The organism is bacterium, from assembly GCA_009926305.1.
Lineage (GTDB): Bacteria > Bdellovibrionota_C > UBA2361 > UBA2361 > RFPC01 > RFPC01.
In genome coordinates this window covers 1-14,701 of sequence record RFPC01000061.1, presented here as the reverse complement: position 1 = coordinate 14,701, position 14,701 = coordinate 1, and the positions used below count along the sequence as shown (strand labels likewise).

At 44.8% G+C, this 14,701-nt stretch carries 13 protein-coding genes; 5 read left to right on the top strand and 8 right to left on the bottom strand.

Features of this window, described 5'->3' with window-relative positions:
* The 3 genes from EBR25_09865 to EBR25_09855 form a co-directional block, all read right to left on the bottom strand.
* The coding region (locus EBR25_09865) for a hypothetical protein (GenBank protein ID NBW41287.1) at nucleotides 1–511 on the bottom strand (511 nt) is incomplete at its 3' end.
* Between the two features lie 101 nt (nucleotides 512–612).
* Nucleotides 613–819 (bottom strand): DNA-binding protein, encoded by a 207-nt coding sequence (locus tag EBR25_09860; GenBank protein NBW41286.1) that lies wholly within the window; start codon nucleotides 817–819, stop codon nucleotides 613–615.
* 232 nt (nucleotides 820–1,051) lie between these two features.
* The gene (locus EBR25_09855) at nucleotides 1,052–4,504 is read right to left on the bottom strand and encodes a hypothetical protein (GenBank protein NBW41285.1); all 3,453 of its coding nucleotides are present in this window, start codon (nucleotides 4,502–4,504) and stop codon (nucleotides 1,052–1,054) included.
* A gap of 286 nt (nucleotides 4,505–4,790) precedes the next feature.
* On the opposite strand from EBR25_09855, the gene EBR25_09850 reads away from it, so the two are divergent.
* Nucleotides 4,791–5,627, top strand: a complete 837-nt coding sequence (locus EBR25_09850) for a hypothetical protein (protein ID NBW41284.1) — start codon at nucleotides 4,791–4,793, stop codon at nucleotides 5,625–5,627.
* Between the two features lie 286 nt (nucleotides 5,628–5,913).
* Here the strand turns inward: EBR25_09850 and EBR25_09845 are convergent, their stop codons facing one another.
* Nucleotides 5,914–6,564, bottom strand: coding sequence for a hypothetical protein (locus EBR25_09845; GenBank protein ID NBW41283.1), 651 nt, complete (start codon nucleotides 6,562–6,564; stop codon nucleotides 5,914–5,916).
* Between the two features lie 72 nt (nucleotides 6,565–6,636).
* On the bottom strand, nucleotides 6,637–7,542 hold the full coding sequence (locus EBR25_09840; protein NBW41282.1) for a hypothetical protein: 906 nt from the start codon (nucleotides 7,540–7,542) through the stop codon (nucleotides 6,637–6,639).
* Nucleotides 7,543–7,820: 278 nt separating this feature from the next.
* Here EBR25_09840 and EBR25_09835 point away from each other — a divergent pair, with 278 nt between their 5' ends.
* The 4 genes from EBR25_09835 to EBR25_09820 all read left to right on the top strand — a co-directional run bounded on the left by EBR25_09835 (nucleotide 7,821) and on the right by EBR25_09820 (nucleotide 12,963).
* Nucleotides 7,821–8,696 carry a hypothetical protein gene (locus tag EBR25_09835; protein NBW41281.1) on the top strand — a complete coding sequence of 292 codons (876 nt, stop codon included), beginning with the start codon at nucleotides 7,821–7,823 and terminating at the stop codon, nucleotides 8,694–8,696.
* A 210-nt stretch (nucleotides 8,697–8,906) separates the two neighbouring features.
* Nucleotides 8,907–10,205 carry a hypothetical protein gene (locus EBR25_09830; GenBank protein NBW41280.1) on the top strand — a complete coding sequence of 433 codons (1,299 nt, stop codon included), beginning with the start codon at nucleotides 8,907–8,909 and terminating at the stop codon, nucleotides 10,203–10,205.
* 229 nt (nucleotides 10,206–10,434) lie between these two features.
* Nucleotides 10,435–11,412: an Lrp/AsnC family transcriptional regulator gene (locus tag EBR25_09825; protein NBW41279.1), complete on the top strand. Its 978-nt coding sequence runs from the start codon at nucleotides 10,435–10,437 to the stop codon at nucleotides 11,410–11,412.
* A gap of 237 nt (nucleotides 11,413–11,649) precedes the next feature.
* A complete protein-coding gene (locus EBR25_09820; protein NBW41278.1) occupies nucleotides 11,650–12,963 on the top strand; it encodes an alpha,alpha-trehalase in 1,314 nt (437 codons plus the stop codon).
* Here EBR25_09820 and EBR25_09815 read toward each other — a convergent pair.
* The 3 genes from EBR25_09815 to EBR25_09805 all read right to left on the bottom strand — a co-directional run.
* Nucleotides 12,956–13,159 (bottom strand): hypothetical protein, encoded by a 204-nt coding sequence (locus EBR25_09815; protein ID NBW41277.1) that lies wholly within the window; start codon nucleotides 13,157–13,159, stop codon nucleotides 12,956–12,958. The genes EBR25_09820 and EBR25_09815 overlap by 8 nt on opposite strands.
* A gap of 201 nt (nucleotides 13,160–13,360) precedes the next feature.
* Complete coding sequence (locus tag EBR25_09810; GenBank protein ID NBW41276.1) at nucleotides 13,361–14,473, bottom strand: hypothetical protein; 1,113 nt, start codon at nucleotides 14,471–14,473, stop codon at nucleotides 13,361–13,363.
* A gap of 145 nt (nucleotides 14,474–14,618) precedes the next feature.
* A partial coding sequence (locus EBR25_09805; GenBank protein NBW41275.1) for a 7-cyano-7-deazaguanine synthase QueC occupies nucleotides 14,619–14,701 on the bottom strand: 83 nt, incomplete at its 5' end.

The window sequence follows — 14,701 nt, the reverse complement described above, 5'->3', positions numbered from 1 at the left end:
ATACCTCGTCATGCCGTCCTCTCGTCATGGGTCCCTTTCGAAGAAAATCTCTCCCAAGGTAGCTCAAACGAAAGACTTCTCTGGACACCATATCTTGCATCATACGGGAAGCATCAGGGTCAAGAGCGTCTATCTGCCCATGTGACTTTGGATACATATGCGTTATAGCAATCACGTAACCTTGATCAACAAGATCAAAGACTAAATCGCTAATCGTTTGAGAGTCAGGCAAGATAGCCAATGCATGCCTTACATCATCAACGAGACTCTCTTCAGATAATCCCACTTTGGTCGCATCGGCAGCAAATAAGCGGCTCCTACAAAATTGCTGACAAATTTGATCCATCGAAATATCCTGACCGCCAAACTTAGCTGCAAGCGTATTCATAGCGATCAAAATCTCTCGGTGTTGTCCTGTTATACGAAAATCATACGGCGACTGTGGTGGTCGAAGATTTGACAAATCCTCATCGCTTCCATCTTGATCAGGACTGGAATGTAATTCTGTCATCAGCTTCAGTATCTTTCGAGAGTTACAGATATTATCTGACCAAATTATACCTCAGGGAGTGATTACCAAACCTCTTTGGAATCACTCCCTACTACAAGCAGCTATGCAGCCTTTTTCTCACCTGAATTGAAGACTGAAAGCGGAAGCTCGCCTATAAGCTTCTCGATTGAATCTGTACGGATTCTCCAATCACCGCCGACTTTCGTCCCATCGAGTGCCCCAGTTTCAATAAGCAAATATACCTTTGCTCGTTGGATTCTCAGAAGACGTGACACCTCGCTAACTGTTAAAAGCACTGGCTTTTCCATAAGTATCCCCCCAATATTACATCCAACAGACGAGTCATTCTCATCGGACAGAACAGACTGAACTCTGTACGCTCTTTCCAGATTCTCCTATAATCTTCGTCTCTGAATATTTATTCGCTCGTTCTGACCCTTATTTTCCTCTTTTTTGGGTAAACTCATTTTTTTTTGAGAAATACGGCTCAATCTCCACTCTACTGATACAAGAGAGCCGCTGGAGGCAAATTCGTGAATATTAGCGTTTTGTTAGGGAGAATTTCTGGTCTAGCCACAGGCGCGATTCTTGAAGAATCCAGTTCATAAGAAAGGCAATTGAATAATGCCCATACGGCACGGTAATTCGCTCGGGTTCTCCAAGAAGCTCATACAGTAAATCAGCATTCCTTTCGGGAATAATTGAGTCTTTCCCTGCCTTAATGAGCAACACTCTATCGTTCGAAATCGCTGGCGCAAAATATTGCGGGTCAGATTGGAAGTAGTGGTCAATATATTCAACAAACTGCTCTTGGCTAAATCTGCGATTCCTCTTGATGGTCTCTCCCCAGTTCTTGATTCTTGAATACGTAGTGTTCGTTAAAATATCCGAGAAATTCGCTCCTGCTAATGCAAGAATGGAAGCTTTGATTCGAGGTTCTACTGCTGTGAGAATACAACCAGAGATGCCCCCCAGTGATACTCCAATACTACCAAGCTTCGTATCGTCTATCTCTGGCTGATGAGAGACCCAATCGAGAAACCCTCTCATATCACGAATTCCTTCCATCAGCTCGTAGTCTAATCGACGAGCTGATTCCTTATCTCGGAACAATCCATTTCGACGCTCGATCGAGCCTGATGCCACTCCTTGTGATGCCAAATTCCTGCTAACATATGAGTTTAATCGCCTTCCGCCTTCAGTCATCGGAATCTTTAATATGAAGGGAAACTTTTGAGCCTCTTCTAATGGGCTATAGTATTCAAATTGTAAAACGCGATGCTCTATCAGCAGTCTTCCACGAGTATAGTGACAGTCTGACAAACGCACTCTTTCGTCCACAGCTATTTCTTTTGTCTCTGGAATAGAATATCGAGCATGAATGGCTTCAGACAAAGGCAACGGGTGGCGCGAATCCATCGTCGCAGAATCATGACACTTTCCAATGAGCCCAAGAGCACTCGTCATTTTCAATGTAATGGCTGTTGCCCTTGTAACGATTCCCGTATGCCTTCCACTAATGATATGATCATTTAGTCTCCTTTCTCTCTGTATCTCCTCCTCCGTTTCAGGATACTTTTCTGCTAGCGGTTGACCAAGCTCTTCTTGAATGAAAGACGGAATCAATCGGAGAGAATGCTGTTCTGATGAGATTTGTATTCCTTCTGTTCTCGGCGCAAGATCCTTATCACGCTCAATACCAGTGCTATCGACAAGAGTTCTCAACGAGTCTTCTCCCGTTATATAGAGAACACCCTCCACCTCATTCCCCGGAGACACTACCATCCTTACTCGCTCTTCTGTCATGAGCCGATTACGGAACCGATTTATTTGAGAGAGAGATTCTTCCTTGAGCGCACTCTGAGTAAATTGACTCTGCGCACTGATATTCTCATATTCACCCCACTTGGTAGTCAGCCCTTCTTCTGGATAGTCCTTTGAGAGTGAGATCAAGCAGGAAGAAACGGCTTCGTGAAAAAAGGCCTCCCATGAAGTATGCCCGGAAGGGAGAAATTGATCAGGTTGTTCTTCAAGAATACGGAGCACTGATTCTTCAGATGACCGCCAATTATAAATAAAGCTCGGATCTTGCTCCCGACAAATTGACACGAGCGGAGCTAATAGCTTGGTGTGCAACTCTCGACGAAAATACTCAAGTATAATAACACCGCGTTCCCCTGCATCAGCTGTTCCATTCCAATTCCGGACTAATTCCTGGGCCTTTATAGTCTGAAGGGTGTTTTTATGCTCTGCATATTGAAGAAAGAGCTCTCTGTACGGTTCGAAAATGGCAAGAGTCTTGTCGCATTGAATTTCTAATACGTCTTTTTCAGTAACCTCCCGTCTTCCGAGCAACTGTTCACGAGCCCGTCCAGCTTGATGTATAATTTTTGATAAATGCACTCGTGACTGGAGCCCTCTCTCCTCAAGGTCTGCTGCCGAGAAAGAAAAGACAATACCGCTTTCTGGATTCCGAATGACTGGAAGTTCCCTGCCATCAAAAACACCCCGCCATCCCTTATCTTCGGTAGCCCAAGAGCTCGGTAAGATCGGATCAATCCCGCTTCTTATCGGAAGAGAACCAGTGACCATAGAGGCGATATTGCCATCTTTGTCTGCTAAAATAAGGTTTTGAAGCGGGCCACACCATTGCTGCCCAATCTCAATCGCATCTGAAACTGAGCGAGCGGTATTGAGAGTCACAAAGTCAAGGCTCAACATGTCGGGCTCAAGAGCAGACCATTTCAGAACAAGCGGATTTCCTGCGTGTTGAAAATTACTAACGACTCCCCAGCGAGTAGTTTTCTGACGTAATATTATCGGCTCTTCTTGATTCAGCACCTGTATCTCTTCTATCGATTCTCCAAACTCATCCCATCCTTCCGGCGTTTTATATAAGGACGAGATCTTGGGGTGCACCTCTAGCTGTATGTAATCAAAACAATCGGTCGATAAATTGGTGAGACTCCACGAAAGATGCCGATTGCTCCCACCGATAAGACCCGGATTCCCAGGAACACTGATTCCAAATAGGTGATGGCCGCGATAGTGCAATTCATTTCTAAATACGGCATCGGAAGTAAGCAACTTCGAGTGTTGTTCACTAGCAAGCAGTGTGCGTCGACTATCGCCATCGCCCACGAGCATCGCCCATCCATCAATTGTGGACTGAGGGGTCTCAACTGTTACAAAGTCTTTCGCTTGCACTGCATTGTGCAAAAGGTGCTGAGGCAACGTATCCTTAGAGGGAATCTGCATCGGCTCATACGGAGCAGGCTCACCATCAGGTAAAATATCAAAGCGAGTTCGAGCAGGAGTTAGAAAAGCAAAAAGCTCTTCCGACAAACACTCTTTCATAAGTGCCTGCGACCGTTTTACCTGAAAACTATCAGGTTGAAGATCTTGAAACATACTAATCATTACGAGTAGAGAATCGGTAGGTTGCCATGCTGAAGAAACAGGATACGCTCTCTTTTCAGCATCACTACTCCTATTTCCGCTGAGTGCATGATTTACTCCATCAGCGTAACTTTTAAGAATCTGTTGTTGTGATTCTGGAAGGCTTTCGAAGAGTCTTTCAACAACACGTTGAAATCGAAATTCACGGTAATAAACGTCAGAGCAAACAGCGCTCTGACCAAGAATTGCTGCAAGTTCTCCTTTGAGTTTACGCCTCGTGAAGTCCATTTGATAGAAGCGGTCTTGCGCATGGACATACCCCTGCCCCAAAACTAAATCGCGAATACTATCTGCTTTTATGAGTGGATGATTATCGGTATCGCGCGTAATCTCGACGGGAAACTTGAGTCCAGAAACTTCTAAAACTCCACTCCGCTTCCCTGCTGATGTATGGTGATTTAAATTTGAATACGAAGGTGTCGTCTTGGCAGGATAATGAGACGTATCGATATTCAGACTGAAACGGTTCAGATCTAAACCCTGGTCGCCCACTGGGATACGCGGAATTCTACCCCCGTCATCTGGCCCTAACACACACCACTCTCTCTAATGACAACCAATGGAGTGCCGCCAGACAAAGCTCGGATAAAACTTTATCGTGCTTACTATCCCTCCATATCCCCATAATCAAACGAAATTCTAAAATATGAATATTAAGATTTCCAGTGCTCTTTCACGAGTCGGATGATAAGAAGCAACTCACTATAATCATTAACGAAATCGACCTCCTTACCACTTTTGCCATGATAGGCATGGACGTAATGAGACAAACAGATCGGAGGTAATTTCTTAGCGAAGGGGTTTGCTCTACAGTTCTGATATGAAAATTCTCATTACAGGACGGCCTGGAATCGGGAAGAGCACCGTGCTCTCAAAGGTCATACGCACCCTGTCTGACAATGCGTTTGGAATCATTGCCCATGAGCTCAGAGATAAAAACGAGCAAAGGGTTGGGTTTCGAGCAGAGATGGTTCAGCCTCCTAAGACATCAGCTCTCTTTGCTCACTCCGTTGATATCCAATCAGACGTTCAGGTAGATATTTTTTCAGTAGATGTAAATGTCATTGATACCTTTGTCCTCAATGCACTTCATCCGGAGCAAGAAAAGGGCGTTGCTATCATTGACGAAATTGGACGAATGCAGTCTTTCTCAAAACCCTTCATGAAAAGAGTCCAAGAGTTAATCAATCATCCTGACTATCTTCTTGTTGCAAGTATTGTATCTGATCCAGAGCCCTGGTCCCTCCCCTTGAAAAACAATTTAAATATTATTTTGATAGAAGTTACTGATACAAACAGGGAGCAACTGCCTGAGCTAATATCTCTTCTTTTACAGACGAGTAATCAGATACACCAACTGTCTATGGAGAGTATTCAACAAGCAAAGGCACTTCTTCGAGAATACTTTGAAAAAAATCAATTTATTCAGATTAATAAGCTTCTAAAAAATGCAATTCCCTACATTTTGGAAGAACAATTCCGCATCTTGGATCAAAGCACCGTGCGCATTCAGGGATTCACAAGAGAGCATCTCGTATCGTATTCAGACAAACACCTCTCGTGCGATTGCGACCTCTTTTTAGGAGAGGGGGAATATCAGCAGCCAGGAGAGTGTTCACACATACAGGCCGTCAAGCTCTTGCTCGCTGACCAATAAAGACACTCAAAAGAACTCTGGCTTTCCTCTCTCTTTCTAGTTTTATTGCTAGCCCTCATCAGTTCTGACGAGCGACATGCTCAACCAAAAGAATGACGGTGGATAAGAGATTTGGGGGATGATCACAGAGGCTCTCTGGGGCGAATAGGCATTGGCGACAAGGCTTCTTTCCCCCCTCATTAAATTACCACTCTAAAAACTGAACTCGACGCTTTTGACAGGGGGAGAATTCGCTTGAACATTCGGCCCTTGCTACGCATCGCTAATATATTTCTACTTAGGAGAACTACTCAGAAACTTCGCCACAGAATGATGCTCCTCCTATCTGAACACAGGTTCCATCACAATTTGTGCACTGCATTTCAGCCTGACCGCTAGCAGTGCAATCACAAGTACAGCCACATGCAACAGTAGATGTTGAGGCATATGGTTGTTCAAAGTACTTCTTTAAAGAACATTGACATTGTAACTGGGGCACTAGCACTTCACACTTATTCTTTGCTGAATGTTTAACGCAGCTACTTTCTTTGAGCGGAGGACTGCACTCTTCTCGCTTACATCGATAGATATTGTCATCTTCACCTCTAGACTGTGCAGCCTTTTGGCAGTTTTCAATCGCATCACTTATCGCATCTTGCTGACTTCTTACTCTACATTCTGCAAGGAGGCTTACATCATCAGGCTTACAGAACTCTGTATATGCCAATGTCTGGTTATATATCGCTGGATCAGTTGAAATCTGTTGCAACTGCTTCCCGAATTTTAATCTTCTAAGAACTGAGTTATCAGAATCTCCAGGGACATTGGCAACTTTCGGCTTAAAAATACCGCCGCATTTTATCTGAATGGGATTAGGTGCATCCGCAGCTCCCCTCGATAAAAAGCACACATTAAAAAATAAAACTATAAGAAGTATCATTAATCCGCGATTCTTCATTGCGTCTTCCTATTTTTTTCTCTCAAACAAAAAGTAATACGAGTTCGTCCGCACGAAAACTCCATCGAGCTGTCACTCACAGTTCCCTGGAACTCTTCCAATGCTGAAAAGCTTTTGGATATTTTCAAAAAAGTCGTAGAGGGTATTAAGCTCTGCAACAATTGAAACAATATTCATCATGAGATTGGCTGCAATTTGAGCATAGTTCGGATCTTGGGGATTGAGTGCTGCGAGCCTCGCCTCCAGCGCCTCCTTCTCCGCTTCAAGCTGCGAAATCCGTTTTCTTTTTTCTATTTCAGCCTCTGCAGCACCACCACAGTTCACTTCTGCCGTGCATGCACTGCAACTGACATCATAATCTCCCACTGCTGTAGCCTCTGCCGTTGCTTTGCACAGGATTACACATTGTCCATTATCAATTTCTTTTGCTTGAGCAGTCCCTACACATGTCGTAGCAGAGTCATCAGTTACGCACCCATTTGGATCATTCGAGGGTGTTGTCAGAATGCCGCATCCTTCCGTACAGACCGTGCTATCAGTTTCATAAATATCACATGCGAAGTTATTTCCTGCTTTCTCGGAACAGGCTCTACGGGCTCTTTGCTCTGCTCGTTTCATCAGCTCAAGAGCAAACTCATGGTAGCAGCATCCATTCTGCTGATTGACTGCGTCGGCTATTTCACGAGCCCGATCACAGCTCAGCGGGCCACCAACTGACTCATCTCCACTCGCTGTCTTTGTTTCCAGATAACTATCTGTTACTGCGGGGGCACCACAAGCAAGCGCTGTTGGTGCATTCGGATTTTGGGCCCAGCATAAAGCGAGAGTTCCAGGTCCTAACAAGAAGAAAAATATGCAAGCTATTGAAACATCAAGGGGAATCCCCCCTTCAATACGCTCTTGCTGAATCTTATTTCTTTGACGGGTTAAAACTAGCCTCTTATCAAGTAGTGAGGCAAACAAGGTGGTAGCAGACATCACAATTTCCGTTTATACACATCCAAAGGTCGTCGAGTTCAGGCATCTTAAGAGACAAAAAGGGTAAAAAACTGAGGAGGTGAGAAGAGTTGCCTCATTCTGTCGGCACAATATGAAGGCGTTACGATGCTCTTCACTCAGCCTATGTACATCCAATACAACCATCGACTCGAAAAGGGTTACTTGATACTGAAGCGTTAATCAAACAAAAAAAATTATTTTTGACTTGATTAGCAAATTCGAGAACCTTACTGTTGCGGCAAGAGATGTCTTCGAAGATGCATAGCCAATTCGCGGACTATCAGGTGTGTTCACACTTAGGATCTATGCGTCCTAAGTCTCTATTCGTCAGGGTGCATACGAAAATGCTGACAGGAAAGTTAGGGAAAGTTGCTAGTCTTGCAGCACTTGGAGCACTAACCCTCCCGCATATTGAACGGAACTCAGCCGAAGCATTAGCTTCTTCTTCGGTGCACGAATCAAGACACCCCCAAAAAGCCGATGAACAAGACCCACGACGTGGGCAAAATCCGCAGCAAAATATCGAAGAATTACGCAAGCGTCTAGCAGTATTGCAATCAAATCTTCAATCCGAGCGAGAATCTGTCAAAGAATTACGGAGTACACAAGAAGCTTTTAACCGATATCGCAAGCTTGGAACACCGATGGAGCGGGAGAGCTCCCTTCGTCGTACGGTTGAAGAACAACTTTCAATTCTTGAAGAACGGCTAGAACGTCCGGTGCCAGAAAATATAAGAAAAATCTACAGTGCTTCGATAGATGCCGTTTTTTCGGAAACAAACATTCAACGGGATAAAAATAAACTTGATCACTATTTAAAAGCCAATATTGAGGGGCTTTTGCAAAAAGATCGTGCTGATATCGGCGAGGCATTTACACAAGAGATGCAGGGCTGGGCGCTCCAATTAAAGACAAATGAAGCAATTCAAAGACTTGAGGGAGCAACAACGGGAAGGTCCCTCGTCATCGATTCTGAGCTTCGTAATACAGCCGATGCATTTCTGACAAATCCACTTCCAGAGAATGTTCGGATTTTAGCAAATGTTTCAGCCGAGTATGTCTCCGCTAAAGGCCTCTTCCTAGAGAGAGCCCTAAAAGAACGCGGGCTGTTACATGATTCTAAGATTCGTTAGCCCGAAAGTAATCCGGTTCCGCTCGTATCCTTGAGAACGAATCAACTCTGGTCTTAAGAGCCGCTCCGAGCAGACCTACTTTCCTCAAGAAATCTCAAAATCTTAAGATCATCTCGTGGGAACCTCCTTACTCTTACTGGCTCATCAATCAAGCTAACGTTATAATGGTATAAGGAGCATTTATTTTTCGGTTTTTATCGTTTTATTCACATGAAATTCTATCACTCCATACTCCTTTCCTTGCCTTATTCCTTAAGTGCCATTTTTTTTCTTACGCTCTTCGCCGGTTGCGGTCTGTCTCGGATTGATCCCATGCACTTTCTCATTCGAAGCGATCGGATCACGTCCTTCGAACAAGAACAGCAGGTTATGCAAAAAGCACGTCTCGAATGGATTGACGGAAGTAACATTCGAGTACTGTACGTAGCAGGCACTCCCTACGAACGGGGCTATCAACAGGGGAAATTGCTCCGAGAAGAGGTCCAAGAAAACCTTGGGGCGCTCTATACAAATTCGCTAAAGACTTTCCACTCAGAAGAGCTCTTTGCCGAGGTCTATGAACGGCTCCGGCCATTTATCCCGCAGGAATATATCGATGAAATGCAAGGACTCGCGCATGGCTCCCGCATGCCTCTTCATGTTATCCACGCCATTCACGCTCTTCCCTCCTTAACCGAGTGGGGTGGCAAACGGCGCATTAAAGGGATCGTAAAACAGATGATGAAGGGAGAGCTCGGCACCTCATGCAGTAACGTGGGAGCCCTTCCTGATGCGACCAGAAATCATGAGATGTATGTTATTCGAATACTCGATTGGGGCCTTCATCGAATCTCGAGATTACACGACTATCCCCTCATCACTATTCACTTTCCCGAAGAGGGGGAGCCGTCTGCCAACATTGGTTGGGTAGGATTTCTTGGTGCTGTTTCCGGGATGAACGCTTCTGGCATCACACTCGGAGAGATGGGCTATGGATCGCCCCCGAATGAAACGCTCCGGGGAAAACCCATGATTTTTCTTCTTCGGGATATCCTCACCTATGCACACAATCTGAAAGATGTCCGCTCTCTAATCACCTCGGCCCCAGGCACCAATGCCTTCTCCTATCTTATGAGTGATGGAAAGTCGCTTGAAGCAGAGCTCTATTATAGAGATAGAGATACGTTCAGAGTCTTTCGTCCTGGAGAAGAGGTTTATGACGACAAGAAACAATTCCCTGGCGTTCGAAATCTTGTATATGGAGGGCACTTCGATGAGCTGATGAGTGAAGTGCTTACCCGACACTCAGGAAATCTTACTCGTGAACTCTTTATGGAGGAAATTATTCCTGAAATTGCCATGAAATCTAACTTCCAGAATGTAATTTATGAGCCCCAACGACTGGCATTTTGGGTGAGTAATTCGCCTGGAAAGTCGCTTCGAGCAGCCGAGGCTCCCTACTTTTTCTTTGATCTCAAAAAGGCTATTTCAGATCATATCCAACTTCTCTCAACTTTCGAGCAAGACTAGGGCTCATCTACGCCAACAAGGAGATCAAAGATCTGAACTGCAACACCCCACTATAATTATTCCTCTATGCTTCTTGAAATATGATGAGTTTTCCTAACTATCTGCCTTGCGATCGCACGTCCAATATATCTATTGCTATCTAAGCTGCTGGATTGACTCTTGTTCAGAGAGGTTCAAGGGGTATAAACTTTCACGGACAGTAACTCCCTGATGATGCTAAGGGTCCTACATGAAGCTATCTGACAAGGAACGTACAGTTTACCTAGCATTGCAACGGGATGCTTCTGCCTCGGTAGCTGACCTTGCCAAGAGCTGTAAACTAACCCAGAGTGTGGTGCGATATGCTATAGAATCAATGTCCAGACGGTCCATCATGCAGACTTCTTTATTGATAGATGAAGCTAAGCTGGGACTGCGACACATAAAATATCTTATTCAGATTGCACCAAGCGCCAGGATGCCAATAGCGAAAATAGAGCAGACTCTTGCCAACCTTCCCGGTGTAACATGGCTTACACGAGTGACTGGGCAATACTCTCACTACCTTTCGTTGTGGTTACGGGATACCCAAGAAGCAGGAGATGTTTTCGACAGTCTAAAGAGGCAGGTAGGAGCGGTCATTACTCAATATATCTGTGCGGAGGGAATCGGGTGGGAGTTCTACGGGAAAAATTACCTTCATTCGTCGAGCCGTCAAGGGGCGATTTTCCGAACGGGATATCCATGTACTCCTGTCAAGCTTGATGAGAGGGACATCGAAATCGTTGGAGAACTTGCTAATCAGCCTCTTTTGTCGGCTCGGGAGCTTGCTCGCAGACTGGGTCGTCCTGTCTCATCTATCACCTATCGGCGGAATAAATTGATCCAGTCTGGAGTTATCGGGGCGCCGGTTATTAGAATGAGAATTACTGAGATGCCGTTCTTGGCCTATTTCCTGCAAATTCGCTGCAGGTATCCGAGTCAGATATTTACGGAGAAACTACATAAATATGCTGCGGCACAGCCCAATATAGTCGAATTATGCAACTGTATCGGTTCATGGGATTTTGAATTGGGAATAGAGGCAGAGGATGCGCCCTCGGTTCACTCGACGATTTCTGATATGAGAGCGCGTTTTCCCGAATATATCGATGATGTCCTTCTTGTTCAAAGATTCGGAGATGTTGAATATTCTTTCGATGGTCGTCGTCTATTCAAATCGAAGTGATCTTCCATGCCTGAGGAAGGTGAGTAGGACTTGAGCATGCGCAGGTCAATAGCAATTCTCAATAATTTCCCTGTATCGTGGCGCTCTCAAGTATCGTAGCGGCAAATATGAACTCCTCTGAGACCCGACTTATCTATTTGAACGAATAAAGCGCCAGAATTTTGTATAGCTTGTGAAGAATTTCCTTACTCTAAAAAGGTGACATATGCTTTTTAAATCACTGGAAATGCCCCTCTAGTGGTGTCTTTGCGACCACTCGCAGAGATTGAAGGTGTGATGAAAAGGATAAAAATGTACTCAGAGCCTGGAAAATCAAAAGAAAATATCGATTCTTATTTTCAAAATCGGTCGGAAAAAGCCGTTGAGGACTTCATTGAAAGTTATTGGGACCAGATTACGATTCATCAGCCGTCTGATGTTGGCCTTCGTATAGGACTGCCGCATCCCTTTCTGGTTCCGAATAAAGATATGTTTCAGGAAATGTATTACTGGGATAGCTTTTTTACCTGTGTGGGATTAGTGGGGTCCTCTCGAGAACAACTCATTATTGATACAACAGAAAACTTCTTTGCCCTCATCGATCGTTTTGGAAAAATTCCAAATTCAAGTCGCTTCTATCATCTTGGGCGGTCTCAGCCACCATTTCTCTCATCACTCGTATCCATGTCGCTGGATGTGATGGAGCATCGCGCTGATGCATCTGAAGCGAATCAAGAATGGTTAACACGTGCAGTGGAGGCACTCGTCAAAGAATATTGGGGTGTATGGCGTGGAACGGTTCACCCGGATGAGCGCGAGGTTTATCGAGGTCTCTCTCGCTATTCTGATATGGATCTTTGGTCCCATGGGGCTGAGGCCGAGTCGGGATGGGATATGACACCTCGATTTTTTGATCGTTGTCTTGATTTCATTCCTATCGATCTGAATTCCCTACTATACAAGTACGAGAAGGATATCGCCCGTTTTTCATCTCTTTTAGGAAAGGCGGCAGAAACAGCTCATTGGGAGGAACTCGCGAGTAAGCGTGCTGAAACAGTTAGAGAACTATGCTGGGATGACTCTAACGGCTTCTTCTTTGACTTTGATTATAAGAAAGAGCAGAGAAGTAGTTTTCAGTCATTAGCTGGATTCTTTCCGATGTGGGCAGGGCTTGCCACTCCTGAGCAGGCAGAGCGAATGGTTACTGAGGCATTGTCCAATTTTGAGAAGGACTTTGGTCTTGTAACAACCGAGGAATGGCATACTCCTGAAGGAGAAGTGCCGCGGCAATGGGCATGGCCGAATGGTTGGGCTCCTCTGCACTGGATAGTGGTGGGTGGTCTTGAGCGATATGGGTATCAGACTGAGGCCAACAGGATTGCAAGTAAGTGGGTGGATCTCGTGGCCTCGGTCTACGAGCAAGATGCGCTTGTCTACGAGAAGTATGATGTGGTCTCAGGGGCTCGAGGAGCCGATGATCGCTACCCTACTCAGACCGGTTTTGGATGGACGAACGGTGTGTTTTCGGGTTTCACTCGCTACCTTCGCGGAGATCTGATGCTTCCTATCTAGTATTTCTGCCTTTTTCATAGTGCTTTTCATAGGCTAAATACTTACCGCCCTTAACGACTAAATTTTTCTGAACAGGGGTATTACTACCCTCCAACCTCGCAACGTTGACCCTTTCCCACGAGGTTTGTATAGCCATGGGCTTCATTTTGGCAATGATCTGGCATTTGAGATTGAAAAGGCGGTGTAACTTCTTCATAACACCAATAATTCCTAAAACAAGGAAGAGTGTATCACAAATTGCACAACCTTGATCGAAGACTTTTCAGATTACTGATGCGCGCCAGTGGGACCCCATGGCAGAAGGTACTCCTCTTGATGGCAATCTATGGCCTATTTTTGAGAGACTATAATTTCTTCGAAATATAAAGGTCCAACTTCTCTCAACTTTCGAGCAAGACTAGGGCTCATCTACGCCAACAAGGAGATCAAATATCTGAACTGCAACACTGGGGATCAGCCTCAGAAGTCGAAAAGGAAGAAGTTTAACTCTCGTAATGAATGTATCTCTTTCGAACTTCTCATTAAAAAAATGAGTTGCCTCCGTCTCTATGTAGTCAAAGGGAAAGATACAGACCTCAGACCAAGGAGGAAGCACCGGAAGAAACTGAGTGAAAAGTACGCTCGTTTTATGACCTGCTGCAAGAACAATCGTTTCGGGATTACCGATCTCATCGCGTAATTGAAGCCCGTTGCGATATGGCACCGTTTTATCACATGTAGAGATCATGAGTAGCGTATCTCGCGCATCCATATGTTTTGCAACTGCTGTAGGATCCGTTATTACATTTTGTCGCAAGTAATCAAAAAACTCCTCCCTTGAAATTCCCTGTTCCTCTCGCACCTCCTTAATGAATCTACGAATACGGTGCTCTCGAGAAGACTCAAATATATCAACGAGGCCCGAGCCCCCCATTGCGATAATGTTGTAACGAAACCGCTCGTCGACTCCTGCACTAATTGCAACATTAATGCCTCCGCGACTCATTCCAAACGTCCCAAAGTCCTTTTTTCCGTATTCCTTTTCAAAAAAGTCAATCGCAATCCGATCTCGAACGACCCCCTTCCTGAGCACCTCTTCAATCTGAAGAAAGTTCTCTTTCTCCTTGAAATCATTCACACGAGCAACTACTGCAGCATCTAATCCCTCACGAGCAAAGTATTTTGCAAAATACTTCGAGAGCATGGGGCGTCCTCCCAAGACTGGAAATACGAATACCAAGTCATCATTTGGCTCATCTTGAAAAAAGTAATCAATTGTAATCTCTCCCGCATCAGATTGAATTACAATATTCTTCTGGCTATACCCATTCCGCTCTTTTACTATCTTCTCGTTGAAGGAGTGATACGATCCCTCTTTTGAATAGTACTCATCAAGTTCTGGTGGCCTTGGAACAGGCCCAGTGTAACTGCCATTCATCGGCAACATATAACAACCAGAGAAAACCCCGATACTCAGCAAAAAAAGAAAATAAACCCTCACCTGTTGCAAAAAATCCTTTCGATTTATCAAAAACGCAAAAACCCCAAGGAGCTTACTTTTACTCCCTCAGAACGTATCACTACAATTGAAACAGTATACTCTTTCTATTGTACCCCGAGCTGTAGATTGGGGCACAGAAAATTGAATACTTCTTTTAGAAGAGCTCAATTCTTAGTTATAAGAGGGGGTCCTCTTCCCCTGCTTCTTGAAATCCTTTCGCCCTCAGGAGACAAGCAGGGCAATGCCCACACGGTGGAC

What these genes read in the sequence shown, in the direction of transcription:
- EBR25_09860 (NBW41286.1), bottom strand. Translation starts at nt 819, where the DNA reads ATGGAAAAGCCAGTGCTTTTAACAGTTAGCGAGGTGTCACGTCTTCTG.
- EBR25_09850 (NBW41284.1), top strand. Translation starts at nt 4,791, where the DNA reads ATGAAAATTCTCATTACAGGACGGCCTGGAATCGGGAAGAGCACCGTG.
- EBR25_09840 (NBW41282.1), bottom strand. Translation starts at nt 7,542, where the DNA reads ATGTCTGCTACCACCTTGTTTGCCTCACTACTTGATAAGAGGCTAGTT.
- EBR25_09830 (NBW41280.1), top strand. Translation starts at nt 8,907, where the DNA reads ATGAAATTCTATCACTCCATACTCCTTTCCTTGCCTTATTCCTTAAGT.
- EBR25_09835 (NBW41281.1), top strand. Translation starts at nt 7,821, where the DNA reads ATGCATAGCCAATTCGCGGACTATCAGGTGTGTTCACACTTAGGATCT.
- EBR25_09845 (NBW41283.1), bottom strand. Translation starts at nt 6,564, where the DNA reads ATGAAGAATCGCGGATTAATGATACTTCTTATAGTTTTATTTTTTAAT.
- EBR25_09815 (NBW41277.1), bottom strand. Translation starts at nt 13,159, where the DNA reads ATGAAGAAGTTACACCGCCTTTTCAATCTCAAATGCCAGATCATTGCC.
- EBR25_09825 (NBW41279.1), top strand. Translation starts at nt 10,435, where the DNA reads ATGAAGCTATCTGACAAGGAACGTACAGTTTACCTAGCATTGCAACGG.